The following is a 22,946-nucleotide window of genomic DNA, read 5'->3' as shown; positions in this document are numbered from 1 at the left end:
GCAGGTGGGTGTGTCTCTCTCCTCCCTCCCCCACCTCCCCCCCCCCCCCCCCCCCGGCGCCTATGCGTCCCCCCCCGCCCCCCCCCCCCCCCCCGTCCCGGCCTGGGAGGACGAGGTCAGGCGAGGATGCTCTCCAGGGAGACCGACTCCAGGCCGAAGGCCTCGGCGACGGCGCCGAAGGTGATCTGGCCCTCGTGCACGTTCAGACCCTTGGCCAGGGCCGGGTCACGGCGCAGCGCGTCCTTCCAGCCACGGTTGGCCAGCTCGACGACGTACGGCAGCGTCGCGTTGGTCAGCGCGTAGGTGGAGGTGTTCGGGACGGCGCCCGGCATGTTGGCCACGCAGTAGAAGACCGAGTTGTGGACCTGGAAGGTCGGCTCGGCGTGCGTGGTCGCGTGCGAGTCCTCGAAGCAGCCGCCCTGGTCGATGGCGATGTCGACGAGCACGGAGCCCGGCTTCATGCGGGAGACCAGCTCGTTGGTGACGAGCTTCGGGGCCTTGGCGCCCGGGATCAGCACGGCGCCGATCACCAGGTCGGCCTCCAGGACGGCCTTCTCCAGCTCCAGGGAGTTGGAGGCGATGGCCTTGATCTTGGTGCCGAAGACCTTGTCGGCCTCGCGCAGCTTGTTGATGTCGCGGTCGAGCAGGGTCACCTCGTAACCCATGCCGATGGCGATGGTGGCCGCGTGCCAGCCGGAGACGCCACCGCCGATGACGACGGCCTTGGCCGGGTGGGTGCCGGGCACGCCACCGGGCAGCACGCCGCGGCCGCCGGCCGGGCGCATCAGGTGGTACGAGCCGACCTGCGGGGCCAGCCGGCCCGCGACCTCGGACATCGGGGCGAGCAGCGGCAGGGCGCCGTTGGCGAGCTGCACGGTCTCGTACGCGATCGCGGTGGTGCCGGACGCGACCAGCGCGTCGGTGCCGGCGCGGTCGGCCGCCAGGTGCAGGTAGGTGAAGAGGGTCTGGCCCTTGCGCAGACGGTGGTACTCCTGCGCGATGGGCTCCTTGACCTTCAGCAGCAGGTCGGCGGTGGCCCACACCTCGTCGGCGGTGGGGAGGATGGTGGCGCCGGCGGCCACGTACTCCTCGTTGGGGATCGAGGAGCCGACACCGGCGTTGTCCTCGATGTAGACCTCGTGTCCGTTGCGGACCAGCTCATGCACGCCGGCGGGCGTGATGGCCACGCGGTACTCGTGGTTCTTGACCTCGCGGGGGATGCCGACCTTCACGGCTAAACACGTCCTCTTGCCATGGGGGTCCCTACCGGAGAAGACCGGCGGGCGACGCGCACGTGGGGAGACCTCCGGAAGACACCGGGGCACGGATCGCTGCGCGACTGAGTTCGAGTGTAATGAAGCCCAGGCGGCGTGTCAGCCTTCCAAAGTGAATAAATCTGCCGGACACATTGGCAGGTTCGTAGGCTTCCCCAGTGATCTTCCCACCAATGGTGTCCCAACCGGGCATCTCTGACGATACTCCCGAACCGCCCACTACCACCCGGCGTCGAGACGTTCCCGCAGGTCCGCCAGGGAAGCGCCGACGGCTTGCTGCCCGCGTTCGTCGCCCAGCCGGCGCAGCACCGACAGGGCCGCCCGGTACTCCCGCTCGGCCTCCTCGAAACGGCGCTGCGCGGTGTGCGCCTCCGCCACCCTGGCGAGCAGCCGGGCCTCGGCGGCCTGGTCACCCATGGACTGCCGCAGGCCGAGCGCCCGGCCGTACCAGTCGGCGGCGCGTACCGCGTCACCGAGCGCCCGGTGGCACCCGGCCGCGCCCTCCAGCGCGCGAGCACAGAGCGGCTCGTCGTCGGCCGAGCGGGCGTGGTCCAGGGCGGCGCGGTAATGGCCGGCAGCCTGCTCCCAGCTGCCCGCGGCGGCCTGGAGGTCTCCCAGGTTGAGCAGCGCGGCGGCGGCGCGGCGGGGCTTCCCGTGCCGCTCGGCCACCGTCAGCACCAGCTCGTGCAACTGGTAGAGGTCTGCCGGGGCGGCGGAGCCGGTCAGCGGCAGCGACCGCAGCAGGGCGGTGACCAGCCGGCCGGCCGAGCCGTCCAGGTCGCCCTGGCCGATCGCGTCGGCGACGGCGCCGAGCAGGACGTCGCGCTCGCCGAGCAGCCACTGCCGGGCCTGCGCGGCCGAGCGCAGCCTCAGCGGGCCGGGCAGCGGGTCGGGAGCAGGGCCGCCGGCCGGGTCGAGCAGGGCGCGGGCCGCGTCGGTGAGCCGGACCAGCCGCTCCAGCAGCCGGGCCCGGGCCAGCTCGATCTCGGCGGGCCGGTCCTCTCGCTCGCGCAGCCGGACCAGCCGGGGGTAGAGCCGGCCGGGCACCCGGTAGCGGGGGGTGCCGTCGGCGGCGGGCGCCTCCTCGCCGAGCAGCTCCCGCTCGGCGAGCGCGGCCAGCATCGCGGCGGCCTCCGACGCCGGGAAGCCGACCAGGGCGGAGGCGGTGCGCAGGTCCGCCGTCTGGGCGGGCGCGAGGGTGAGCGCCCGCAGCATCCGGGCCTGGGCGGCCGGCAGCGTGTTGTAGAGGAGGGTGAAGGCGCCGATCAGCGGGTCGTTGTCCGGGACGGGGACGGGTTCGGCGGGCTCGGGCCCGGGCTTCACCCAGGTCGCCGGGTCGGTCGGCGGCTCGGCGGGCCTGTCGACCGGCTTGTCGACCGGCTTCCCGGCCTCGGCGTCCGCGGGTTTCCCACCCTTGGCGGCCGGCCGCTTCCCCCGCCCGGCCCGCTCCTCGGCCGACGGGCGCTGCCCGTTCTTCCCCGCCAGGACGTCCTTGGCCGGGGCCTGCCCGGCCGGGGAGTCCTTGGCCGGGGTGCCCTTCCCGCCGGCCGCAAGGTCCTTCGCCGGAACGCCCGGCCCGTCCGGCTTCCCCGGCTGTTTGCCGTCCGGCCTCCCCTCCTTCCCGGCCTCTTTCCCCGCCGCCTTCCCCGACGTCTTTACCGGCGTCTTCCCCGCCACCGTCCCGTCCGCCTCCCGCACCGCCCGGGCCAGCTCCCGCGCCGCGTCCGTGACGGCCAGCTCGGGGTTGCTCCGCAGCCACCCGGCCATCAGCCGCAGCGCCGCGGGCCGGGAGGCGCAGGCCTCCGCGAGGTCGGCCCCGCCGACCGGGTCGCAGCTGATCCTGGTGCCGCCGACCAGGTCGCCGAGCAGTTCCCCCGAGGCCTGCCGGTCGAGGCCGCCGAGGATGACCGGGTCGATGTCCTCGATCCCGGTGAGCGGCCCGGCGGTGGTGGCCAGGACGAGGCAGCCCGGCTCGTCCGCGAGCAGCGGCCAGACCTGCCCGGCGTCCCGGACGTCGTCCAGCACCACCAGGACCTTCCGCCCGGCCAGGGCCTCGCGCAGTGCGACGCAGGCGGGCTCGTCCCTCCCGTCCTCGACGGCGCCGGGCAGCGGGACGCCGGCACCGTCGGCGCCGAGCTGCTCCAGCAGCCGGCGGGCGGCCCGGGCGGGCGGCACCCGGCCGCCGTCGGGGGCGGAGAGGCGGGCGAAGAGCACACCGTCGGGGTAGTCGGCGGCGACGGTGACGGCGAACCGGGCCGCCAGCGTGGTCCGGCCGGAGCCGGGGCGGCCGGCCAGCACCAGTACGGGGCTGCGGCCCTCGGCCGGGCGCGCGGCGGCGGCCCGCAGCGCGGCCAGCTCGGCGCGCCTGCCGACGAGCAGGGCGGGCCCGGCGGGCAGCCGGTCCAGCCCGGGAACGCCCTCGCCGGGTGCGCCGGGGCCCGCTTCCATGGTCGCCGTCTTCCTCGCCACCCGTGCCACTCCCGACGTCACCCAGTGCTCAGCGGAGGCGGCCCGGGACGGGCGCCCTGTCTGCGAAGCGTAGTTCGATCGTCCGGCTCGGCCGAGGTGACATCCGGTCGTACGAACCGGTAAGTCACCCCCGCGGATCAACCCGCGGATCAACCGCGGGGCGCCGCTCCCGCCATCAGGCCTCGAACGGCCGGGCCGGCCAGGGCGAGTCGGCGGGCCGCAGCGCGTCCAGGCCGCCGGGGCCGGTGAGCGCCGCGTGCACGGCGAGGGTGCCGGTGATCAGGGTGGGGTTGTGCAGCTCGCCGGCGTGGATCAGCCGGACCAGCTCCGCGACGGGCACCCGGGCGGTCTCGATCTCGAGCTCCTCGCCGTGCGCCTCGTAGCGCTCGCCCTCGGCCTCGGCGAGGTCGGTGGCGAGGAAGAGCCGCAGCGCCTCGTCGGTGCCGCCGGGCGAGGTGTAGAAGTCGACCAGCACCCGCCAGGTCCCGGCCTTGCAGTGCGCCTCCTCGTACAGCTCGCGCTGGGCGGCGTGCAGCGGGTTCTCGCCGGGCACGTCGAGCAGGCCCGCCGGCAGCTCCCAGAGCCGCTGGCGGACGGGGTGGCGGTACTGGCGCAGGACGAGCACCCGCTGCTGGTCGTCCAGTGCGAGGACGGAGACCGAGCCGGGGTGGGTCTGGTAGTCGCGGCGGGCCCAGCTGCCGTCGGGCATCCGGACCTCCTCGGTGCGCACACCGGTGACCTTGCCCTGGAACGGCGTCTCGCTCCCCCGGACCTCCCACTCCTCCGCCACGTCGAAGATGCCCTGGTCGTCCATCAGTCTCCCCTTTTCGTCAGTACGACACAATCTAACGCCGAACGGCGGCCCCGCGGGAATCGCGGGGCCGCCGTTCGGAGAACAGTGACGACCTACTTCGAGGCGTCCGCCGTCTTGATCTCGATGGCCGCCTTCACCAGGCCCGCGAAGAGCGGGTGCGGGCGGGTCGGGCGGGACTTCAGCTCCGGGTGGGCCTGGGTGGCCACCAGGTAGGGGTGCACCTCGCGCGGGTACTCGACGTACTCGACCAGGTCGCCCTTCGGGGAGAGGCCGGAGAACTGCAGGCCGGTCTTCTCCAGGTCGGCGCGGTACGCGTTGTTGACCTCGTAGCGGTGGCGGTGGCGCTCCTCGACGTACTGCTCGCCGCCGTAGACCTCACGGACGATCGAGCCCTCGGCGAGCTTGGCCGGGTAGAGGCCCAGACGCATGGTGCCGCCCAGGTCGCCCTTGCCGTCGACGATCGCCAGCTGCTCGGCCATCGTGGAGATGACCGGGTACTTGGCGGCCGCGTCGAACTCGGTCGAGTTGGCGTCGGGCAGGCCGGCCAGGTTGCGGGCGGCCTCGATGACCACGCACTGCAGGCCCAGGCAGAGGCCGAGCAGCGGGATCTTGTTCTCACGGGCGTAGGTGATCGCGGCGACCTTGCCGTCCACCCCGCGGTCGCCGAAGCCACCGGGGATGCAGATCGCGTCCACATCGCCGAGGTGCTCCTGTGCGCCCTCGGGCGTGGTGCAGTCGTCCGAGGTGACCCACTTGATCTCGACCCGGGCGTTGTTGGCGAAACCGCCGGCCCGCAGCGCCTCGGTCACCGACAGGTAGGCGTCCGGCAGGTCGATGTACTTGCCGACCAGCGCGACCTTGACGATGTGCTGCGGCTCGTGGACGCGGCGCAGCAGGTCGTCCCAGGTGGTCCAGTCGACGTCGCGGAACGGCAGGTCCAGGCGGCGGACGACGTAGGCGTCCAGGCCCTCGCCGTGCAGCACCTTGGGGATGTCGTAGATCGACTTGGCGTCGATGGCCGCGACCACGGCCTCCTCGTCCACGTCGCACATCAGCGAGATCTTGCGCTTGATGGCCTGCGGGACCTCGCGGTCGGCGCGCAGCACGATGGCGTCCGGCTGGATGCCGATGTTGCGCAGCGCGGCCACCGAGTGCTGGGTGGGCTTGGTCTTCAGCTCGCCCGAGGGGCCGATGTAGGGCAGCAGGGAGACGTGCACGAAGAAGACGTTGTCCCGGCCGACCTCGTGGCGGACCTGGCGGACGGCCTCCAGGAAGGGCAGCGACTCGATGTCGCCGACGGTGCCGCCGACCTCGGTGATCACCACGTCGACGTCCTCGGTCGCCATCCGGCGGATCCGGGACTTGATCTCGTTGGTGATGTGCGGGATCACCTGGACGGTGTCGCCCAGGTACTCGCCGCGGCGCTCCTTGGCGATGACGGTCGAGTACACCTGGCCGGTGGTGACGTTCGCCGAGCCGTGCAGGTTGGTGTCGAGGAACCGCTCGTAGTGACCGATGTCGAGGTCGGTCTCGGCGCCGTCGTCGGTGACGAAGACCTCACCGTGCTGGAACGGGTTCATCGTGCCCGGGTCCACGTTGAGGTACGGGTCGAGCTTCTGCATCGTCACGCGGAGTCCGCGGGCCTTGAGCAGGGCGCCCAGGCTGGAGGCGGTGAGGCCCTTGCCGAGCGAAGAGGCGACACCCCCGGTGACGAAGAGGTGCTTGGTCGTCACGGCGCGGCTGTTCGATGCCTTGCCGGAATGGGGCTGTGCCAAGAGGGGGCTCCCGTGGGTCGCGTGTCGAAGGTGACGTGGTGGGAGGCTCGCGGCTCGCCTTCCGACGGGAGTGCGGTGCGGTGCACGGCGCTCACGGGGTCGTCGGTTCGGCTGGTCCGGGGCGTTTGATCCCACCGGTCCACGGGATACCAGGGTAACAGTGACCCGGGCGGGACGCGTTCCGGGCCACTCGCGGCGTCCTCGGACCACACGCCCGGCGCACCACCGGGCGCACACCAGGCGCACCATACGGCGCATGGGTCACACCGGTTTCACCACCGGCCCGGGCGGGCCACCCGGCGGCGCTCGTCCGGGCCATGACGGGCCCTCCCGACGGGCCACCCGGTGGTGATCCTTCCGGACCATCCTGCCCGCCACCCCCGCGATGCACGGCATTTCCGCCGAATTGTGGCGCCACGCAGAGCTGCGCCCGCGTGCTTCGCCCCTTTCGTCCGTCGTAAGCTGCACGGACGCATCGCCGACAGCATGAGCACGCGGAGGGCGTGGGAGGGTCAGGAAACCTCTCGGTCCCCGATGCGCGACCGGACCTCCCCGTAATCCAGCTCCTCCCCACCCACTCCAGGGGCTCGACCGAGCCTCGCGCGGACACTCCAGCAAGGCCTGCCACCACCCACCGGCAGGCCGGACGTCCCGGGGGTGGCCCCCGGCCCCGCAGACCCGCTGGCTCTCCCCGGATCGCCGATGCGTCGTGACCACATTGCGAACTGGAGATCCACGTGGCCGGCCGTATCGAGGACTACGCACTCATCGGGGACATGCAGACCGCCGCCCTGGTCAGCAGGGACGGGGCAGTCGACTGGCTGTGCCTGCCCCGCTTCGACTCGCCGGCGGTCTTCGCCGGCCTGCTCGGCACCGATGAACACGGCTTCTGGCGGATCGGCCCGGCCGAAGTGGTCGCCACCGAAGTGCCCGCCCCGGCGGCCGCCCCGGCCCCGGACGCCGCCCGGGCCCGCTTCACCGACACCGGGGACCTTCGCGTCCCTCCGCCCACCGCGGCCGCGCCAGCCGTCCCCGCCGACCGGCGCCGCTACCGGGGCGACTCGCTGATCCTGGAACAGGAATGGGACTGCCGGGGCGGCAGCGTCCGGGTGATCGACTTCATGCCGCCGCGCCCGCTGGCCGGCCGCGACTCCGTCCCCCAGATGATCCGGATCGTCGAGGGCCTCTCCGGCACCGTCCGGATGCGCTCGGCGGTGCGGATGCGGTTCAGCTACGGCCGGATCGTCCCCTGGGTACACCGGGTCGAGCAGCCCGACGGCGGCCACCGCACCGTCGCCGTGGCCGGCCCCGACTCCGTCTGGCTGGACGGCGAGGCCGACACGTACGGGCGCAACCTCACCACCTACGCCGACTTCACCGTCACGGCCGGCGAGCGGATCGCCTTCGCGCTCACCTGGCAGGCCTCCCACCTGGACCCGCCGACCGCCCCGGACGCCGAGGAGATGCTCGACGCCACCGCCGGCTTCTGGCACGACTGGGCCGGCCAGTGCACCTACCAGGGCCCCTACCGCGAGGCCGTGATCCGCTCGCTGATCACCCTCAAGGGCCTCACCTACGCCCCCACCGGCGGCATCGTCGCCGCCCCCACCACCTCACTGCCCGAGGACATCGGCGGCGAGCGCAACTGGGACTACCGCTACACCTGGCTGCGCGACGCCGCGATCACGCTCTCCTCGCTGCTGCGCACCGGCTACCGCGACGAGGCCAAGGCCTGGCGCGAGTGGCTGCTGCGCGCCGTCGCCGGCGACCCGGAGAACCTGCAGATCATGTACGGCATCGCCGGCGAGCGCGAGCTCACCGAGTCCTCGCTGGACTGGCTGCCCGGCTACGAGGGCTCCCAGCCCGTCCGGGTCGGCAACGGCGCGGCCGGCCAGCTCCAGCTGGACGTCTACGGCGAGGTCGTCGAGGCCCTGCACCTGGCCCACATGACCGGCCTGGTCCGCAACGACCACGCCCACCACCTCCAGCTGCGCCTGATCGAGTACCTGGAGGACCACTGGCAGGAGCCGGACGAGGGCATCTGGGAGGTCCGCGGTCCGCGCCGGCACTTCGTCCACTCCAAGGTGATGGCCTGGGTCGCCGTCGACCGCACCATCAAGCTGCTGGAGCAGACCCCCGAGGACGCGCCGTCCGACGGCCACCTGGACCGCTGGCGCGAGCTGCGCGAGACCATCCACCGGGACGTCTGCGAGAAGGGCTACGACCCGGAGCGCAACACCTTCACCCAGTACTACGGCGGCAAGGAGCTGGACGCCTCGCTGCTGCTGATCCCGCAGGTCGGCTTCCTCCCGCCGGACGACAAGCGGGTGATCGGCACCATCGAGGCGATCCAGCGCGAGCTCTCCACCGAGGACGGCTTCGTGCTGCGCTACCCGACGCACGACGAGAGCGGCAACAACGTCGACGGCCTCTCCGGCCACGAGGGCGCCTTCCTGGCCTGCTCGTTCTGGCTGGCCGACGACCTCGCCATGATCGGCCGGGTGCAGGAGGCCCGCGAGCTCTTCGACAAGCTGCTGGCCCTGCGCAACGACATCGGGCTGCTCGCCGAGGAGTGGGACCCGCGGGAGAAGCGCCAGGTCGGCAACTTCCCGCAGGCCTTCAGCCACGTCCCGCTGATCGACACCGCGCTGCGGCTCACGGCCTGCGGCGGCGCCTACCTCTCCGCCCAGCCGGACGGCCTGGCCGCCGACCGGGCCGAGCAGGCGACCGTCTGAGCGGCTAACCGGTGCGCTGGACCAGCTCGTCGTAGGTGCTGAGCACCTGGGCGACGGTGGCGGCCTCGTCCGGCCAGGTCTCGGCCTGCTGCCGGCCGGCCGCCACCAGCCGTTCGCGGCGGGCCGGGTCGGCCAGCAGCTCGCGCACGGCCCGGCCGATCGCGGCCGCGTCGCCGGGCGGGACCAGCACGGCCGCGTCCCCGACCAGTTCGGGGACGCCGCCGACGGCGGTGGCGACCACCGGCACGCCGGCCCGCATCGCCTCCTGGACCACCAGCGAGCGGGCCTCCCAGCGGCTGGAGACGACCACCACGTCGGCGGCGGCCAGCAGGTCCGGTACGTCGGTGCGGTAGCCGAGCAGGCGGACGGGCAGCTTCTCGGCGGCCACCCGCTCGCGCAGCGCGGCGGCCTCGGGGCCCTCCCCGGCGAGCAGCAGCAGCGGCTCCGGGTCCAGCGCGGCCAGCTCGCGGGAGGCGTCCAGCAGCAGCCCGAAGGCCTTCTGCGGGACGAGCCGGCCGACCGCCAGCAGCAGCGGGCGGTCCGGGCCGTCGCCGAGCAGCGCGGCCCGGGCCCCGGCCCGCTCCAGCCGGCCCTCCGGCATCGGCGGGGCGGCGACCGGCCCGAGCCGGGCGTCGGTGGCGCCCAGCTCGCGGGCCCGGGCCACCAGGTCGGAGGAGGCACCGAGCACCAGGTCGGCGGCGCGCGCCACCCGGCGCTCCATCAGTCGCTGGAGCCGCCGCTCCATGCCGGTGGCCAGCAGCGCGTGGTGCGAGGTGACCACCAGCGGGGTCTCCGGGCGCAGGCCCGGGAAACGGCCGGCGGTGCGCAGCGCAAGGTCCGAGAGGAGCCCGGCGCGCAGGCCGTGGGCGTGCACCACGTCGGCGCCGGTGAAGGCCCGGCGCAGCTCGCCGATCGCGGTGGCGTCGCTGCGGGCGCCCGCGGTGGGGGTGATGTCGACCAGGTGGAATCTGGCGCCGGTGCGGGAGAAGCCGAAGAGCGCGTCCGTGCCGGCGGGAGCGCACACCGTCACGGTCACTCCGTGCGCGACCAGGCCCTGTGCCAGGGAGCGCACGTGCGCACCGATGCCGCCGGTACTGGCGGCCAGGACGAGCACCACGTGCAGCTGACCCGGTTCTGGGGCGGCCGCGGTGGCGCGGGCGGCGGAATGGTCCACGTCGTCTCGCATCCGACTCGATCAGGTTCGCGCGCCGCGGTGCGAGGATTTCCCGCCAGCGACGCTCGGGACTGGAAAGCCAGTGTCCAGCCGCCACCATGCCAGGTCGGCGGCCCTCTTGGACAGTCGGCGCCACCAGGGCGCGTCGCCGTCCGTCCGCGGGGGGCCTAGCGGTGGCGGGGCGCCCTGGCGGCGGCCAGCAGCTCCTCCGCGTGGGCGCGGCCGAGCTCGGAGTCCTCCAGTCCGGCCAGCATCCGGGAGAGTTCGCGCACCCGCTCCTCGTCGTTCAGCACCTTGACACCGCTGCGGGTCACGGTGCCGTCGTTGGTCTTCTCGACCACCAGGTGCCGGTCGGCGAAGGCGGCGACCTGCGGGAGGTGGGTGACCACCACGACCTGGGCGGATTCGGCCAGTTTGGCGAGGCGGCGGCCGATCTCGACCGCGGCCTTGCCACCGACGCCGGCGTCCACCTCGTCGAACAGGTAGGTGGGGACGGGGTCGGCGCCGGCGAAGACCACCTCGACGGCCAGCATCACCCGGGACAGCTCGCCACCGGACGCGCCCTTGGCGATCGGCCGGGGCTGGGCGCCGGGGTGCGGGGCGAGCAGCACCTCGACCTCGTCCACGCCGTGCTGCCCGTAGGCGACGGTGCGGCCCTCGACCTCGATCCCGGACAGGTCGTCGACCTGGCCGATCGAGAAGGTGACCCGGGCGTGCGGCATGGCGAGTTCGGCCAGCTCGGCGGAGACGGCCTCGGCGAAGCGGCCGGCGGCGGCCTGCCGGGCGGCCGAGACCTCGGCCGCCAGCTCGGCCAACTCGGCGCGCAGCGCGGTCTCCTGGGCGCCCAGCTCGTCGATCCGCTCGTCGTCGCCGTCGAGCTCGAGGAGCCGGGCGGAGCCGGCCTCGGCCCAGACCAGCACCTCGGCCAGGGAGTTCTCCGAGCCGCCGTACTTGCGCAGCAGCTGGGCCAGGACGGCCCGGCGGTCCTCGACGGCGGCCAGCCGGACGGGGTCGGCGTCCAGGTCGTCGGCGTAGCCGGCCAGGTCGCCGGCCACGTCGGCGAGCAGGTAACCGACCTCGTTCAGCCGGTCGGCGAGGGTGGCGAGCCGCTCGTCGTGGTGGCGGACGGCGTCCAGGGCGCGGCGGGACTGGGCGAGCAAGGTGCCGGCGTCCAGTGCCTCCGGGTCGGCCGGGTCGCCGGCCAGGGCGGCGTGGGCGAGGGTGGCGGCGGAGGAGAGCGCGTCGGCGTGGCCGAGCCGCTCGGCCTCGGCACTCAGCTCGGCGTCCTCGCCGGCCACCGGCTCGGCGGCGGCGACCTCGTCCAGGCCGAAGCGGAGCAGGTCGGCCTCCTGGGCGCGCTCGCGGGCCCGGGTGGTCAGCTCCTCCAGGGTGGCGGAGACGTCGCGCAGCCGGCGGTAGACCTCGCGGTACCGGGCCAGCGGCTCGGCCACGGCCTCGCCCGCGTAGCGGTCCAGGGCGCCGCGCTGGCGGGCCGGGCGGAGCAGCCGCTGCTGGTCGGTCTGGCCGTGGACGGCGATCAGGTCCTCGCCGAGTTCGGCCAGCAGCCCGACCGGCACGGCCCGGCCGCCGACGTACGCCCGGGAGCGGCCCTCGGCGGAGACGGTCCGGCTGATCAGCAGCGCGCCGTCGTCCAGTTCGGCGCCGGCCTCGACGGCGCGGGCGGCCACCGGGGAGCCGGCGGGCAGCTCGAGGCGGCCCTCGACGACCGCGCGCCCGGCGCCGTTGCGCACCAGGCCCGGGTCGGCGCGGCCGCCGAGCAGCAGCCCGAGGCTGGTCACCACCATCGTCTTGCCGGCGCCGGTCTCACCGGTCACGGCGGTGAAGCCGGGGGCCAGTTCGACCACGGCGTCGTCGATGACCCCAAGATCCCGTATCCGCATCTCGTCCAACACGGTGACGACCTTACGAGGTTCCGCCCCCGGCGCGCGACGAGCGGCAACTCTGCGCCCGCAAGTTCATCCCTTCCGGGAGGTTTGCGCACTGGTGGGGACGGTGCACCACGGCAGAAAGAACTGTGCGAGCGGGCCGATGGCCAGCGCGTACGCGACGGTTCCGACGCCGGCGGTGCCGCCGAGGAGGACACCGGCGGCCAGCACGGTCAGTTCGATGCCGGTCCGGATCAGCCGCAGCGAGCGACCGGTGCGCCGGTGCAGGCCGGTCATCAGGCCGTCACGCGGGCCGGGGCCGAATCGGGCGCCGATGTAGAGGCCGGTGGCCAGGCCGTTCAGCAGGATCGCGGCGGCCATCAGCGCGATACGCGCCGGCAGCGGGCCGGGCGTGTCGACCACCCGCAGGGTCACGTCCATCGCCGCGCCGAGCACCAGCACGTTGGCGACGGTGCCGAGGCCGGGGCGCTGGCGCAGCGGGATCCAGAGCAGCAGGACGAGGGCGCCGCAGATAGTGACCCAGGCGCCCACCGAGAGGCCGGCGGTGCGCTGGAGGCCCTGATGGAAGACGTCCCACGGGTCGAGGCCGAGCCCGGAGCGCAGCATCAGCCCCATGCTCGCCCCGTACAGCCAGAGGCCGACGGCGAGCTGCGGGAGCCGGCGGCCCAGTGCGTGGGTGTCGCCGAGCAGGCGGACGGCGAGGGAGGTCCTGGCAGGGACGGGAACGGGAACGGGGACGGGCGTGGGCGTGGGTGTGGTCGTGGTGGCCATCGGGTCTCCTGCGGGTGGTGCTGCACCCCGGGGCCTTGCCTCCGGCGGTGGCGGACTCCATGGCCGCCCTGCCATGATGGCCAGGCCAATGAAGCCCACTCCAGGGCCAATTCCAAGCAAGTGGACTGATCAGCATGGCCGACTGGCATAGCACTGTCACCGCCGCCGCGCTCGCCCGGCTGCTCTCCACCGCCCGGCTGCCCGAGCCTGCCACCCCCCGCCGGCCCGCCTACCGGACCCTGGCCGGGCAGATCCGGCTGCTGGTCTCCGAAGGTCGGCTGCCGGTCGGCGCCCGGCTGCCCGCCGAACGCGAACTGGCCCTCGCCCTGCGGCTCAGCCGCACCACCGTGGCCACCGCGTACGAGGCCCTGCGCACCGACGGCTACCTGCACAGCCGGCGCGGCTCCGGCAGCTGGACCGCCCTGCCCGAAGGCGCACCACCGCCCGGCGACGCACTGCAGCCGCTGCCGCCGGACGAGCAGGGCCGCACCCTGGACCTCGGCGTCGCCGCGCTGCCCGCCCCACAGCCCTTCCTCGGCGCGGCCGCCGCCCGGGCCGTCGAGCAGCTGCCCGCGTACGCCGCCGGGCACGGTCACTTCCCCACCGGCGTCCCGGTGCTGCGCGAGGCGGTGGCCCGCCGCTACACCGAGCGCGGGCTGCCGACCACCCCCGACCAGATCCTGATCACCATCGGCGCGATGGGCGGCCTGCACCTCGTCCAGCGGGCGCTGATCGGCCGCGGCGACCGGGTCGCCGTCGAGGCGCCCAGCTACGCACACACCCTGCAGGCGCTGCGGCGCGGCGACGCCCGCCTCGTCCCCGTCCCGTACGCCTGGCCCGGCGGCCCGACCCGGCAGCCGGAGTGGGACCTCCCCGAGTGGCGCCGGGTGCTGCACGGCGCCGCGCCCAGAGTCGCCTACGTGATCCCGGACTTCCACAACCCGACCGGTGCCCTCGTCGCCGAGGAGCAGCGCCGTGAGCTGCTGGCCGCCGCCCGCGCCGCCGGCACCGTGGTGCTGGTCGACGAGACCACCGCCGAACTCGGCTGGGGCGTCCCGGACGACGCCGCGCTGCCCCGCCCGATGGCCGCACTGGACCGATCGGCCCAGGTGGTCACGGTCGGCTCGGCCGGCAAGCTGCTCTGGGGCGGCCTGCGGATCGGCTGGGTCCGGGCCGCCCCCGCCCTGGTCCGCCGGCTGGCCTCCGAGCGCGTCTACAGCGACGTCGGCGCCCCGGTGCTGGACCAGCTGATCGCCGCCGAGCTGCTGGGCGAGCCGCTGGCCGCCGTCCGCGCCCACCAGCTGGACCGGATGCGGGCCACCGCCGACGCCTTCGCCCGCGCACTGCCCACCCACCTGCCCGACTGGCGCTACGCCGCCCCGCCCGGCGGGCTCGTGCTCTGGGTCTCCACCGGCGGTGTCTCCGGCGCGGCGCTGGCCCTGGCAGGCGAGCACGGCGGCGTCCGGATCGCCGCGGGCAACCGCTTCGGCTCGGACGGCGCCTTCGAGCACCACATCCGGATCCCGCTCACCCTGCCGGCCCCGGCCGTGCCGGCCGCCGTCGAACGCCTCGCTGAGCTCGCCGCCCGGGCGGCCGCCGGCGGCCGGTGGAACGAAGCCGCCGACGACAGCCAGCCACTGGCGGTATGACGCTCGGTCAGTTCACCGTGGCGGTGGAGGATTCAGTGCGTCTCCGCCCGGCCGCGCCAACCCGTCACCGGCAGCGCGAACTTGGCCACCAGCCGGTCGGTGAACGGCGCCCGGTGCAGCCGCGCCAGACGCACCGGCGTCTGCCCCCGGCGGACCTCCACCCGTGCCCCGGCGGGCAGTTCGACCGAACGGCGGCCGTCGCACCAGAGCACCCCGTGCGGGGTCTTCGGCTGCACCTCCACCGCCAGCACCGAGTCCGGCGAGGTCACCAGCGGCCGGGCGAACAGCGCGTGCGCGCTGATCGGCACCATCAGCAGCGCCTCCACCTCCGGCCAGACCACCGGCCCGCCGCCGGAGAACGCGTACGCCGTCGAACCGGTCGGCGTCGCGCAGACCACCCCGTCACAGCCGAAGTTGGAGACCGGGCGGCCGTCCACCTCGGTCACCACCTCCAGCATCCGCTCCCGGGACGCCTTCTCGATCGACGCCTCGTTCAACGCCCAGTCGTGGTGCACCACATCGCCGTTGGTCCGGACGATCACGTCGAGGGTCATCCGCTCCTCGACCTCGTAGTCGGCGTCGACCACCCGCTCGACCACCACCGCGAGATCGTCCCGCTCGGCCTCGGCGAGGAAGCCCACCCGGCCCAGGTTGATGCCCAGCATCGGCAGCCCGTGCTCGCGCGCCAGCTCCGCACCGCGCAGCAGCGTCCCGTCCCCGCCCGCGACCAGGATCAGCTCACAGCCGTCCGCCGCACCCGGCCCCCCGGCCACCCGCTCGACCCCGTCCGGCAGGTCCAGGTCCACCGCCTCGGCCGCCAGCAGCCGGATTCTGATCCCCGCCTTCAGCAGGCCGTGCACCAGGCCCTCGACACTGCGCAGCGCCGCCTCCCGGCCGGTGTGCGCGATCAGGAAGACCGTACGTTCATCATTCATGCCCGCTGCCCTCTCCCTACGCCTGCCGGGTCGCCCTTGGCCCGGTTCGGCCGCGTCACTCAGCATGACGGACCGGACGTCCGCAGAGCACCCTACCGGGGGCCCTCCGCGACGGCCCGGTCCGCCTCCGCCGGGTCCAACTGCTCGGCGTCCCGGCGCAGCCAGAGGAAGTACTCGACGTTCCCGGACGGCCCCGGCAGGGGGCTCGCCGTGACGGCCCGCACACCCAGCCCGAGCTCCCACGCCTGCCCGGCAACCTGGCGCACCATCTCGGCGCGCAGCTGCGGGCTGCGCACCACCCCGCCGCTGCCGAGCCGCTCCTTGCCGATCTCGAACTGCGGCTTGACCATCAGCACCAGGTCGGCGTCCCCGGCGGCGCAGCCGGCCAGTGCCGGCAGCACCAGGCCGAGCGAGATGAACGAGAGGTCGCCGACCACCAGGTCGACCGGCGTGCCGCCGATCAGGTCCGGGGTCAGCTCGCGCACGTTGGTGCGGTCCATGACCGTCACCCGGTCGTCGCTCTGCAGCGACCAGGCCAGCTGCCCGTAGCCGACGTCCACCGCCAGCACGTGCGCCGCCCCGGCGCGCAGCAACACGTCGGTGAAGCCACCCGTGGAGGCGCCCGCGTCCAGCGCCCGGCGGCCCTCGACCACCAGGCCCTGCGGCACGAACGCGGCGAAGGCGCCGGCCAGCTTGTGGCCGCCGCGCGAGACGTAGTCCGGGTCGTTCTCGTCCTTGGCCACCACGACCGCCGCCGAGGTCTCCACCTGGGTGGCCGGCTTGGTCGCGGTGGTGCCGCCGACGGTCACCCGGCCGGCCGCAATCAGCTCGGACGCGTGCTCGCGCGACCGGGCCAGCTTGCGGCGGACCAGCTCCGCGTCGAGACGGCGTCGTGCCACTGCCACTGGTGTTTCAGCTCCTACAGGTGGTTCTGCGGGTCATCCCCGGCGGGTCATTCCCGGTCGAGCGCGGCCAGCGTGTCGGTGAGCCGCTGGTGAACATCTTCGTACACCGCGACGTGCGCGTCGGTCGGCACCCCGTCCAGCGCCTCCAGCCTGGCCAGCCCGGCGTCGACGGCCGGGTGGCCGGTCGGGGTGAGCTCGACGCCCAGCGGGAGTGATTCGCCCACGGCCGGGTCGGGCGTACCGGCGGTGGGGCCGGGAGCCCCGGCGCCGGTGTCGAGGTCAGGCATCGGGCTGCTCGGGCTTCTTCGCGCTGCCGGTCTTCCGGACGGCGGTCTTCTTCGTCGCGGTCCGCTTGGCCGGCGTCTCCGGCCCGGCAGCCTGCGCCGTCCTTCCGGCCGCGGTCTTCCTCGCCGCCGCCTTCTTGGTGACGGCCTTCTTGGCCACCACGTCCTTGGTGGCCGCATTCTTCGTGGTCGACTTCCGGCCGGTCGTCTTCTTCGCCGCAGGCTTCGGGACGGGCTTCGCGGCCGCCTTGGACGCGGCCTTGGACGCGGTCTCGGGAGTGCCCGCACGCTTCGCCGGGGCCTTCCCCGCCGGACTCTCCGCCACCGGTTCCCGCACCCGCTCCGCCCGCGTCGGCGGCACCGGCGGGTCGACCTCCACCGGTGCGTCGACCTCCACCCGTTCGGCCACTATCGGCTCACCGACCGCCCGGGCAGCGGGCGCCGCCGACTGGTCCTCGCGCTCCCAGCCCTGCCCGAACAGGCCGTCGGCCCGCGGCGCCGGCCCGGGCTCCTCCGCCCCGGCCCCCTGCTTCGCCGCCGAAGCGCCGCTCTCCTCCTCGACCTCGCGCAGCTTGCTCTCCAGGTAGGCGAGCACCACGCCGACCTTGGTCACCTGGTCGCCGACCCGCTCGAAGGCCTTCTCCACCTCGCCGCGCGCCACCCCGACGGCCAGGTCCACCCCGGCCCGCCCGGCGGTCACCGCCTCCTCGGCCAGCGTCTGCAGCGACTTGGCGGACGGCGGGAACTGCCCACCCAGCCGGCGCTCGACCTCGGCGACGTCGACCCCGCCCTTCTCCAGCAGCCCGGCCGCCGTCCCGACGACCCGCTTGCCGACCTCCTCCACCAGCCCGGCGGCGACCTCCACCGCTCCCCGCACCGTCTTCGGCAGCATCCGGGTGCCTCCTTAGCGCCTGCGCGCATTGCTCCGTCGCCGTCGGTGCCCGGACCGTTCCGGGCACCCCACTGACGACGCTACCGCCAAAACCCTCCTGCGGTACCGTGGCCCCGCAGTCACCGCAGTCGCCGCCATACAGGGAGTGGACCAGCCGTCATGGCCAACGCCGAGGAGTGCCGCGCGGCACTTGAGCAGCTCAGCCGGAACCTGGCGAAGTCCACCGGCGACGTGCGCAAGGCGGCCGCCCTCGACCGCTCGCTCACCTGCCGGATCACCGACCTCGACCTGACCTTCACCGGCCGACTGCGCGACGGCCGCATCGACGACGTCACCGAGGCCCCCGGCGCGCCCACCGAGAAGGCCGAGATCCGGCTCACCATGAGCAGCGACGACCTGATCGCCATGGTCGACGGCCGGGTCAAGTTCGCGTCCGCCTGGGCCGGCGGCCGAGTCAGGCTGGAGGCGGGCTTCCGCGACCTGCTGCGGCTGCGCACCCTGCTCTGACGGTCCCCACCGGCCACACGGGGTTCCAGGGGCCCGGCGCCTGCCGTACGGGCTCAGAAGCCCAGCTCGGCCAGCGCCTTCCGGCCGTCCGCCGGCACGCCGTCGGCGTCCAGCGCCGTCCAGGCCGCCGCGCACAGCGCCCGCAGCCCGTCCCAGCGGTCCTCACCGGTGGCCGCGAACCGCAGCTCGCCGTCCTGCACCGCCGCGAGCCAGCCGCCGCAGCCGAAGCCGCCGCCCGGCTGCCCGGCCACCTCCGGGTGCGGGGCCAGCAGCCCGCGCAGGTCCGCCGACAGGTACGTCGGGCGGTGCTCCACGGGCGCCGCCAGCAGCTGCGCCGCCGTCGTCACCCCGGTGAAGACCAGCAGGCTGTCCACCCCGCCGTTGAACGCGCCCTCGATGTCGGTGTCGAGCCGGTCCCCGACCACCAGCGGCCGCCGCGCCCCCGTCCGCAGCACCGTCTCCCGGTGCATCGGCGGCAGCGGCTTGCCCGCCACCTCCGGTTCCACACCCGTCGCCGCCCGCACCGCCGCGACCAGCGTGCCGTTGCCCGGCGCGATGCCGCGCGCCTGCGGCACCGTCAGGTCCAGGTTGGACGCCACCCACGGCAGCCCGCTCTGGATCGCGAACGAGGCCTCCGCCAACTGCTGCCAGCCCACCGAGGGGTCGAAGCCCTGGACCACCGCGAGCGGCTCCTCGGCCAGCGTCCGGACGGCCACCAGGCCGCGCTCGGCCAGCGCCTCCTCCAGGCCCGGACCGCCCACGACCAGCACCTTCGACCCGGCCGGAACCTTCTCGGAGACGACCCGGGCGGCCGCCTGCGCCGAGTTGATCACGTCCGCGGGCTCGGCCGGCACGCCCAGCTCGGTGAGGTGCGCGGCCACCACCCGGGGCGGGCGGGAGGCGTTGTTGGTCACGTACGCCAGCCGCATCCCGGCCGTCCGCGCGGAGGCCAGCGACACCACCGCGTGCTCGATCGCGTGCGGCCCGGCGTACACCACACCGTCGAGGTCCAGCAGCGCCGTGTCGTACGCCTCGGTCAGCGGGAGCCCGCTCCCGCCGGGGGCGGTCCGTCGCGCGGTGGTGGCCGTCTCGGTCATGCCTGCTCTACCTCATTCACTGCGTCGATCGCCGTCATCCGTGTCATCCGTGCCGCGCCGGCCACCCGTGGCCTCCGGGCCGTCCGGGTCGCCTGGGTCACCCGGGCCGTCCGGGCCGGGCGCGGCCTGCGAGCCGTCACCGGCCTGCGGGGGCTCCAGGTACCCCGGTGCCCCCGGCAGCAGCGGTCCGAACGCGCCGGCGCGCGCCGCCAGGGTCGCCCGGGTCTGCCGCAGCGCGGCCCGGTAGTGGTCGCTCTCCGGTCGCATCGCCACGGCCAACGCCAGGTGCTCGGCGGACGTCTCGAAGTCGCCCAACCGCGCCGCCGCGACGCCCCACCCGAACTGAGCGTAGTCGTCCGACGGATCGGCCAGGGCGACGGCCCGGAAGTTCTCCAGCGCCGCCGCGTACGAACCCGCGTCGAACTGCGCTCTCGCCAACGTCTCTCGGATGCTGCGCGAGTGCGGCTCCGCCGCGGCCGCCCGCGCGAGCAGCTGCTCGGCGGCGGCCGGGTGCCCCTGCGCCAGCAGCTGCCCGCCGCGGCGGAACCACTCGTACACGTCCCCCACCGGCTCCCCCGCCCGTCCCTGCGCCGGGACGCCGCCCCCGCCGGGAGCGTCGCCGGCGCCCTCACCGCCCGCGAATCCGTCCGGGGAGCCGTCCGCGCCCCCGGTACCGCCGTCCACCCGCTCCTGCCCACCGCTGCGCTCGCTCACGCCGTACCTCGCCCTCGGTCACGACACCCGCCCCACCGACCAGCACGGGTGTTCCGATCTCTGAACAACGCGTACCCGGTTACGATGCCCAGAATGAGCACCCCCAGTGCAGAAAGCGGAGCGGAGTCTCCGCAGGGCGGCCCCGGCGATCCCGGCCACGTCGCCACCGCAGGTCTGTCCCTGTCCCCTTTCCGTGGCCTCCGATACGTCCCCGACCGGGTCGGCACCCTGGCTGCGGTGACCTCGCCGCCGTACGACGTCGTCGACCCCGGCCGCCGGCTCGACCTGGAGACCGCCGACCCGCACAACGTGGTCCGGCTGATCCTGCCGCGCCCCGAACCGGACGACGCCGGAGACCGCCCCGACCGCGACACCCGCTACCGGCACGCCGCCCGGCTGCTGCGCGACTGGCAGCACGAGGGCGTCCTGGCCGCCGACCCCGAGCCCGCGCTGTACGTCTACGAGCAGCGCGTGCCCGCGACCGGCGACTCCCCGGAGTTGCTCCAGCGCGGCCTGATCGGCGCCCTCGCCGTCAGCGGCAGCGAGGCCGGCGTCGTCCTCCCGCACGAGGACGTGATGCCCCGGCCGGTCGCCGACCGGGTCGGCCTGATGCGCACCACCCGCGCCAACCTCGAACCGCTGCTGCTCACCTACCGGGGCAACGGCGGCGCGGCCGGCGTGGTCGAACGCGCCGTCCAGGGCGAACCGCTGCTCACCACGACCACCACCGACGGCACCCACCACCGTCTCTGGGCCGTCACCGACCCCGCCGAGATCGCCGAGATCGGCCGCGACCTGGCCACCTGCCGGGCGCTGATCGCCGACGGCCACCATCGCTGGGAGATGTACCTGCGGCTCCAGCGCGAACACCGCCACCTGCCGCGCAGCCCGTGGGACCGCGGCCTGGTGCTGCTGGTCGACACCGCCCGCTACCCGCTGAAGGTCCGGGCGATCCACCGGGTGCTGTACCGGCTGCCGGTCGCCGAGGCGCTGGAGAAGCTGGGCGACCGCTGGCAGGTCAAGGAGGTACCCGGCCCGCTGGACACCGCTCTGCAGTCCCTCGCCGAGCAGAAGCGGCACGGCGGCAGCAGCTTCCTGCTGACCGGCGGCGACGGAGCGTTCTGGCTGGTCGGCGAACCCGACGAGGAACTGCTCGACGCCACCGTGCCGCAGGACCGGCCGCAGGAGTGGCGCCACCTGGACGCGACCGTCCTGCACGCCACCCTGCTCGACCACACCTGGCGCGTCCCCGACAGCCCGGACGACATCGGCTACCTGCACACCGCCGTGGCCGCCGAGCGTGAGGCCGCCCGCAGCGGCGGCACCGCCGTCCTGCTGCACCCGGTGCGCGAGAGCGTGGTCCGCCGGCTCGCCGAGCAGGGCGTCACCATGCCGCGGAAGTCCACCTCCTTCGGCCCGAAGCCGGCCACCGGGCTGGTCCTGCGCAGCCTCGAACTGGGCTGACCCGCACCCCGGCCGGAAGCTGTTCCGAAAGCCTCCGAAAGCAGTGAGGCCCTGCCTCGCCCCGGAAGATCCCGGGGCGAGGCAGGGCCTCACTCAGTCAGTACCGCTCGGCGTCAGGCCTTGGCGTCGGTGGAGCGCTCCGGCACCACGCCGTCGAAGTCCTCGTCGATCTCGAGGTCGTCCTCGTCGTAGAACTCCTCGACGTCTTCCTCGTCCTCGAAGATCTCCCGCTCGTCCGCCACGCCGCCGCCACGCGGCTTCGCCGGGGCCTCGGCCTGCTCGGCGTCCTCCTCCAGCTCCGGGTCGAGCGCGTCCACGAACTCCAGGCCGTCGATCTCGGCCAGTCGCTCCGAGGCGTTGGTCGCACCCTCGCTGTCGGCGTCGGCCGCCTTGGCGAACCACTCACGCGCCTCGTCGGCACGGTCGGCCGCGATCAGCGCCTCGGCGTAGGCGTACCGCAGGCGCGCGGTCCACGGCTGCACCGAGCTGGAGGCCAGCTCCGGGCTCTGGAGGGTGACGACGGCCGCGTCGAACTGCTCCATGTCGCTGCGGGCACCGGCCGCGACCAGGCGCATCTCGACCTGGCCGGCCTTGTCCAGCTGCTTCACCTCGGGCTCACCGGCCATGGCCAGCGCCCGCTCCGGACGGCCCAGACCGCGCTCGCAGTCGGCCATCACCGGCCACAGGTCCGCCCGGCCGGTCATCCGGCGGGCGGCGCGGAACTCGGTCAGCGCCTCGGAGTAGCGCTGCGTCATGTACGACGCGAAGCCGGCCGCCTCACGGACGGCGGCCACGCGGGAGGCCAGCCGGAGCGCGACACGCGAGAACTGGTAGGCCTCCTCCGGCTCGCTGTCCAGCAGACGGGCGACCATCACCAGGTTGCGGGCGACATCGTCGGCGAGCGTCTTGGGCAGGCTCTTGAGCTCCTGGCGGACGTCCGCGTCCAGCTCGAAGCCGGTGACGTCCTCCGGGATCGGCAGACGCTTGACGGGCTCGTAGTTGCCCCGACGGTCGTCGTAGTCGCGGCCGCCACGGTCGTCACGGTCGCGGTTGTAGCCGCCCGACGGGCGGTCGTCACGGCCGCGGTTGAAGCCACCACCGGACGGACGGTCGTCGCGACGGAAGCCACCACGGTCGTCACGACGGCCCTCGAAGCGCCCACCGCCGCCGCCACGGCTGTCGCGGCCGCCACGGTCGTCACGGTCACGGTTGAAGCCACCACCGGACGGACGGTCGTCACGACGGAAGCCACCACCCGAGGGGCGGTCGTCCCGGCGGAAGCCGCCACGGTCGTCACGATCGCGGTTGAACCCGCTGGGACGGTCGTCCCGACGGAAGCCACCGCCGGACGGGCGGTCGTCACGACGCGGACGGTCATCACGGTCACGGTTGAAACCGCCACCGCCGGAGGGGCGGTCGTCGCGACGGAAGCCACCACGGTCGTCACGGTCGCGGTTGAAGCCACCACCCGAGGGACGGTCGTCCCGACGGAAACCGCCACGGTCGTCACGGTCGCGGTTGAAGCCACCACCGGAGGGGCGGTCGTCCCGACGGAAGCCACCGCCGGACGGGCGGTCGTC

At 74.4% G+C, this 22,946-nt stretch carries 18 protein-coding genes and 1 pseudogene; 4 read left to right on the top strand and 15 right to left on the bottom strand.

All coding sequences use genetic code 11. The annotated features are described in order from the left end of the window. Positions 1-116 precede the first annotated feature (116 nt). The 4 genes from ald to ACZ6NC_RS19355 all read right to left on the bottom strand — a co-directional run bounded on the left by ald (position 117) and on the right by ACZ6NC_RS19355 (position 6,290). Entirely contained in the window at positions 117-1,232 is a 1,116-nt protein-coding gene (gene ald / locus ACZ6NC_RS19370) for an alanine dehydrogenase (protein ID WP_465734294.1), read from the bottom strand. 261 nt (positions 1,233-1,493) lie between these two features. After that, entirely contained in the window at positions 1,494-3,722 is a 2,229-nt protein-coding gene (locus tag ACZ6NC_RS19365; protein ID WP_465734292.1) for a tetratricopeptide repeat protein, read from the bottom strand. Positions 3,723-3,918: 196 nt separating this feature from the next. Next, on the bottom strand, positions 3,919-4,557 hold the full coding sequence (locus ACZ6NC_RS19360; RefSeq protein ID WP_465734290.1) for an NUDIX domain-containing protein: 639 nt from the start codon (positions 4,555-4,557) through the stop codon (positions 3,919-3,921). 92 nt (positions 4,558-4,649) lie between these two features. Next, the gene (locus ACZ6NC_RS19355) at positions 4,650-6,290 is read right to left on the bottom strand and encodes a CTP synthase (protein ID WP_465734288.1); all 1,641 of its coding nucleotides are present in this window, start codon (positions 6,288-6,290) and stop codon (positions 4,650-4,652) included. 779 nt (positions 6,291-7,069) lie between these two features. Here ACZ6NC_RS19355 and ACZ6NC_RS19350 point away from each other — a divergent pair. Then, positions 7,070-9,067, top strand: a complete 1,998-nt coding sequence (locus ACZ6NC_RS19350; protein ID WP_465734286.1) for a glycoside hydrolase family 15 protein — start codon at positions 7,070-7,072, stop codon at positions 9,065-9,067. Positions 9,068-9,071: 4 nt separating this feature from the next. On the opposite strand, the gene ACZ6NC_RS19345 is transcribed toward ACZ6NC_RS19350, so the two are convergent. The 3 genes from ACZ6NC_RS19345 to yczE form a co-directional block, all read right to left on the bottom strand. Next, a complete protein-coding gene (locus ACZ6NC_RS19345; protein WP_465734284.1) occupies positions 9,072-10,253 on the bottom strand; it encodes a glycosyltransferase family 4 protein in 1,182 nt (393 codons plus the stop codon). A gap of 155 nt (positions 10,254-10,408) precedes the next feature. Continuing rightward, positions 10,409-12,142 (bottom strand): DNA repair protein RecN, encoded by a 1,734-nt coding sequence (gene recN, locus ACZ6NC_RS19340; protein WP_465734490.1) that lies wholly within the window; start codon positions 12,140-12,142, stop codon positions 10,409-10,411. A gap of 75 nt (positions 12,143-12,217) precedes the next feature. After that, positions 12,218-12,919: a membrane protein YczE gene (yczE, locus tag ACZ6NC_RS19335; RefSeq protein WP_465734282.1), complete on the bottom strand. Its 702-nt coding sequence runs from the start codon at positions 12,917-12,919 to the stop codon at positions 12,218-12,220. A 134-nt stretch (positions 12,920-13,053) separates the two neighbouring features. On the opposite strand from yczE, the gene yczR reads away from it, so the two are divergent. Then, positions 13,054-14,568 carry a MocR-like transcription factor YczR gene (yczR, locus tag ACZ6NC_RS19330; protein WP_465734280.1) on the top strand — a complete coding sequence of 505 codons (1,515 nt, stop codon included), beginning with the start codon at positions 13,054-13,056 and terminating at the stop codon, positions 14,566-14,568. 32 nt (positions 14,569-14,600) lie between these two features. Here yczR and ACZ6NC_RS19325 read toward each other — a convergent pair whose 3' ends face one another. The 4 genes from ACZ6NC_RS19325 to ACZ6NC_RS19310 all read right to left on the bottom strand — a co-directional run bounded on the left by ACZ6NC_RS19325 (position 14,601) and on the right by ACZ6NC_RS19310 (position 17,584). Then, complete coding sequence (locus ACZ6NC_RS19325) at positions 14,601-15,503, bottom strand: NAD kinase (protein ID WP_396325819.1); 903 nt, start codon at positions 15,501-15,503, stop codon at positions 14,601-14,603. 92 nt (positions 15,504-15,595) lie between these two features. Continuing rightward, positions 15,596-16,402 (bottom strand): TlyA family RNA methyltransferase, encoded by an 807-nt coding sequence (locus tag ACZ6NC_RS19320; protein WP_465734488.1) that lies wholly within the window; start codon positions 16,400-16,402, stop codon positions 15,596-15,598. Positions 16,403-16,455: 53 nt separating this feature from the next. After that, positions 16,456-16,695 carry a hypothetical protein gene (locus ACZ6NC_RS19315; RefSeq protein WP_465734278.1) on the bottom strand — a complete coding sequence of 80 codons (240 nt, stop codon included), beginning with the start codon at positions 16,693-16,695 and terminating at the stop codon, positions 16,456-16,458. After that, on the bottom strand, positions 16,688-17,584 hold the full coding sequence (locus ACZ6NC_RS19310) for a hypothetical protein (protein WP_465734276.1): 897 nt from the start codon (positions 17,582-17,584) through the stop codon (positions 16,688-16,690). Before ACZ6NC_RS19310 ends, ACZ6NC_RS19315 begins: the two co-directional genes overlap by 8 nt. A gap of 159 nt (positions 17,585-17,743) precedes the next feature. On the opposite strand from ACZ6NC_RS19310, the gene ACZ6NC_RS19305 reads away from it, so the two are divergent. Next, entirely contained in the window at positions 17,744-18,091 is a 348-nt protein-coding gene (locus ACZ6NC_RS19305; protein WP_465734274.1) for an SCP2 sterol-binding domain-containing protein, read from the top strand. Positions 18,092-18,144: 53 nt separating this feature from the next. Here the strand turns inward: ACZ6NC_RS19305 and ACZ6NC_RS19300 are convergent, their stop codons facing one another. Both ACZ6NC_RS19300 and ACZ6NC_RS19295 read right to left on the bottom strand, forming a co-directional pair. Next, positions 18,145-19,188, bottom strand: coding sequence for an HAD-IIA family hydrolase (locus ACZ6NC_RS19300; RefSeq protein ID WP_465734272.1), 1,044 nt, complete (start codon positions 19,186-19,188; stop codon positions 18,145-18,147). A gap of 12 nt (positions 19,189-19,200) precedes the next feature. After that, positions 19,201-19,902 (bottom strand): tetratricopeptide repeat protein, encoded by a 702-nt coding sequence (locus ACZ6NC_RS19295; protein WP_465734270.1) that lies wholly within the window; start codon positions 19,900-19,902, stop codon positions 19,201-19,203. A 93-nt stretch (positions 19,903-19,995) separates the two neighbouring features. Between ACZ6NC_RS19295 and ACZ6NC_RS19290 the strand changes: the two genes are divergently transcribed. Then, positions 19,996-21,366, top strand: coding sequence for a DUF1015 family protein (locus ACZ6NC_RS19290; protein ID WP_465734268.1), 1,371 nt, complete (start codon positions 19,996-19,998; stop codon positions 21,364-21,366). A gap of 113 nt (positions 21,367-21,479) precedes the next feature. Here ACZ6NC_RS19290 and ACZ6NC_RS19285 read toward each other — a convergent pair whose 3' ends face one another. Both ACZ6NC_RS19285 and ACZ6NC_RS19280 read right to left on the bottom strand, forming a co-directional pair. Further along, positions 21,480-22,346, bottom strand: a complete 867-nt coding sequence (locus tag ACZ6NC_RS19285; RefSeq protein WP_465734486.1) for a tetratricopeptide repeat protein — start codon at positions 22,344-22,346, stop codon at positions 21,480-21,482. Positions 22,347-22,367: 21 nt separating this feature from the next. Continuing rightward, positions 22,368-22,946: pseudogene (locus tag ACZ6NC_RS19280) on the bottom strand (DEAD/DEAH box helicase); the annotation flags it as partial.

Source organism: Kitasatospora sp. NPDC041988, assembly GCF_055588525.1.
Note: the sequence above shows the minus strand (reverse complement) of the source record. Positions and strands in the feature narration are given on the sequence as shown.

Bases quoted from the DNA above. Each gene is read 5' to 3' on its own strand.
- ACZ6NC_RS19365 (WP_465734292.1), bottom strand. From the start codon at position 3,722: ATGGAAGCGGGCCCCGGCGCACCCGGCGAGGGCGTTCCCGGGCTGGAC.
- ACZ6NC_RS19360 (WP_465734290.1), bottom strand. From the start codon at position 4,557: ATGGACGACCAGGGCATCTTCGACGTGGCGGAGGAGTGGGAGGTCCGG.
- ACZ6NC_RS19345 (WP_465734284.1), bottom strand. From the start codon at position 10,253: ATGCGAGACGACGTGGACCATTCCGCCGCCCGCGCCACCGCGGCCGCC.
- recN (WP_465734490.1), bottom strand. From the start codon at position 12,142: ATGCGGATACGGGATCTTGGGGTCATCGACGACGCCGTGGTCGAACTG.
- yczE (WP_465734282.1), bottom strand. From the start codon at position 12,919: ATGGCCACCACGACCACACCCACGCCCACGCCCGTCCCCGTTCCCGTT.
- yczR (WP_465734280.1), top strand. From the start codon at position 13,054: ATGGCCGACTGGCATAGCACTGTCACCGCCGCCGCGCTCGCCCGGCTG.
- ACZ6NC_RS19325 (WP_396325819.1), bottom strand. From the start codon at position 15,503: ATGAATGATGAACGTACGGTCTTCCTGATCGCGCACACCGGCCGGGAG.
- ACZ6NC_RS19315 (WP_465734278.1), bottom strand. From the start codon at position 16,695: ATGCCTGACCTCGACACCGGCGCCGGGGCTCCCGGCCCCACCGCCGGT.
- ACZ6NC_RS19310 (WP_465734276.1), bottom strand. From the start codon at position 17,584: ATGCTGCCGAAGACGGTGCGGGGAGCGGTGGAGGTCGCCGCCGGGCTG.
- ACZ6NC_RS19305 (WP_465734274.1), top strand. From the start codon at position 17,744: ATGGCCAACGCCGAGGAGTGCCGCGCGGCACTTGAGCAGCTCAGCCGG.
- ACZ6NC_RS19300 (WP_465734272.1), bottom strand. From the start codon at position 19,188: ATGACCGAGACGGCCACCACCGCGCGACGGACCGCCCCCGGCGGGAGC.
- ACZ6NC_RS19290 (WP_465734268.1), top strand. From the start codon at position 19,996: ATGAGCACCCCCAGTGCAGAAAGCGGAGCGGAGTCTCCGCAGGGCGGC.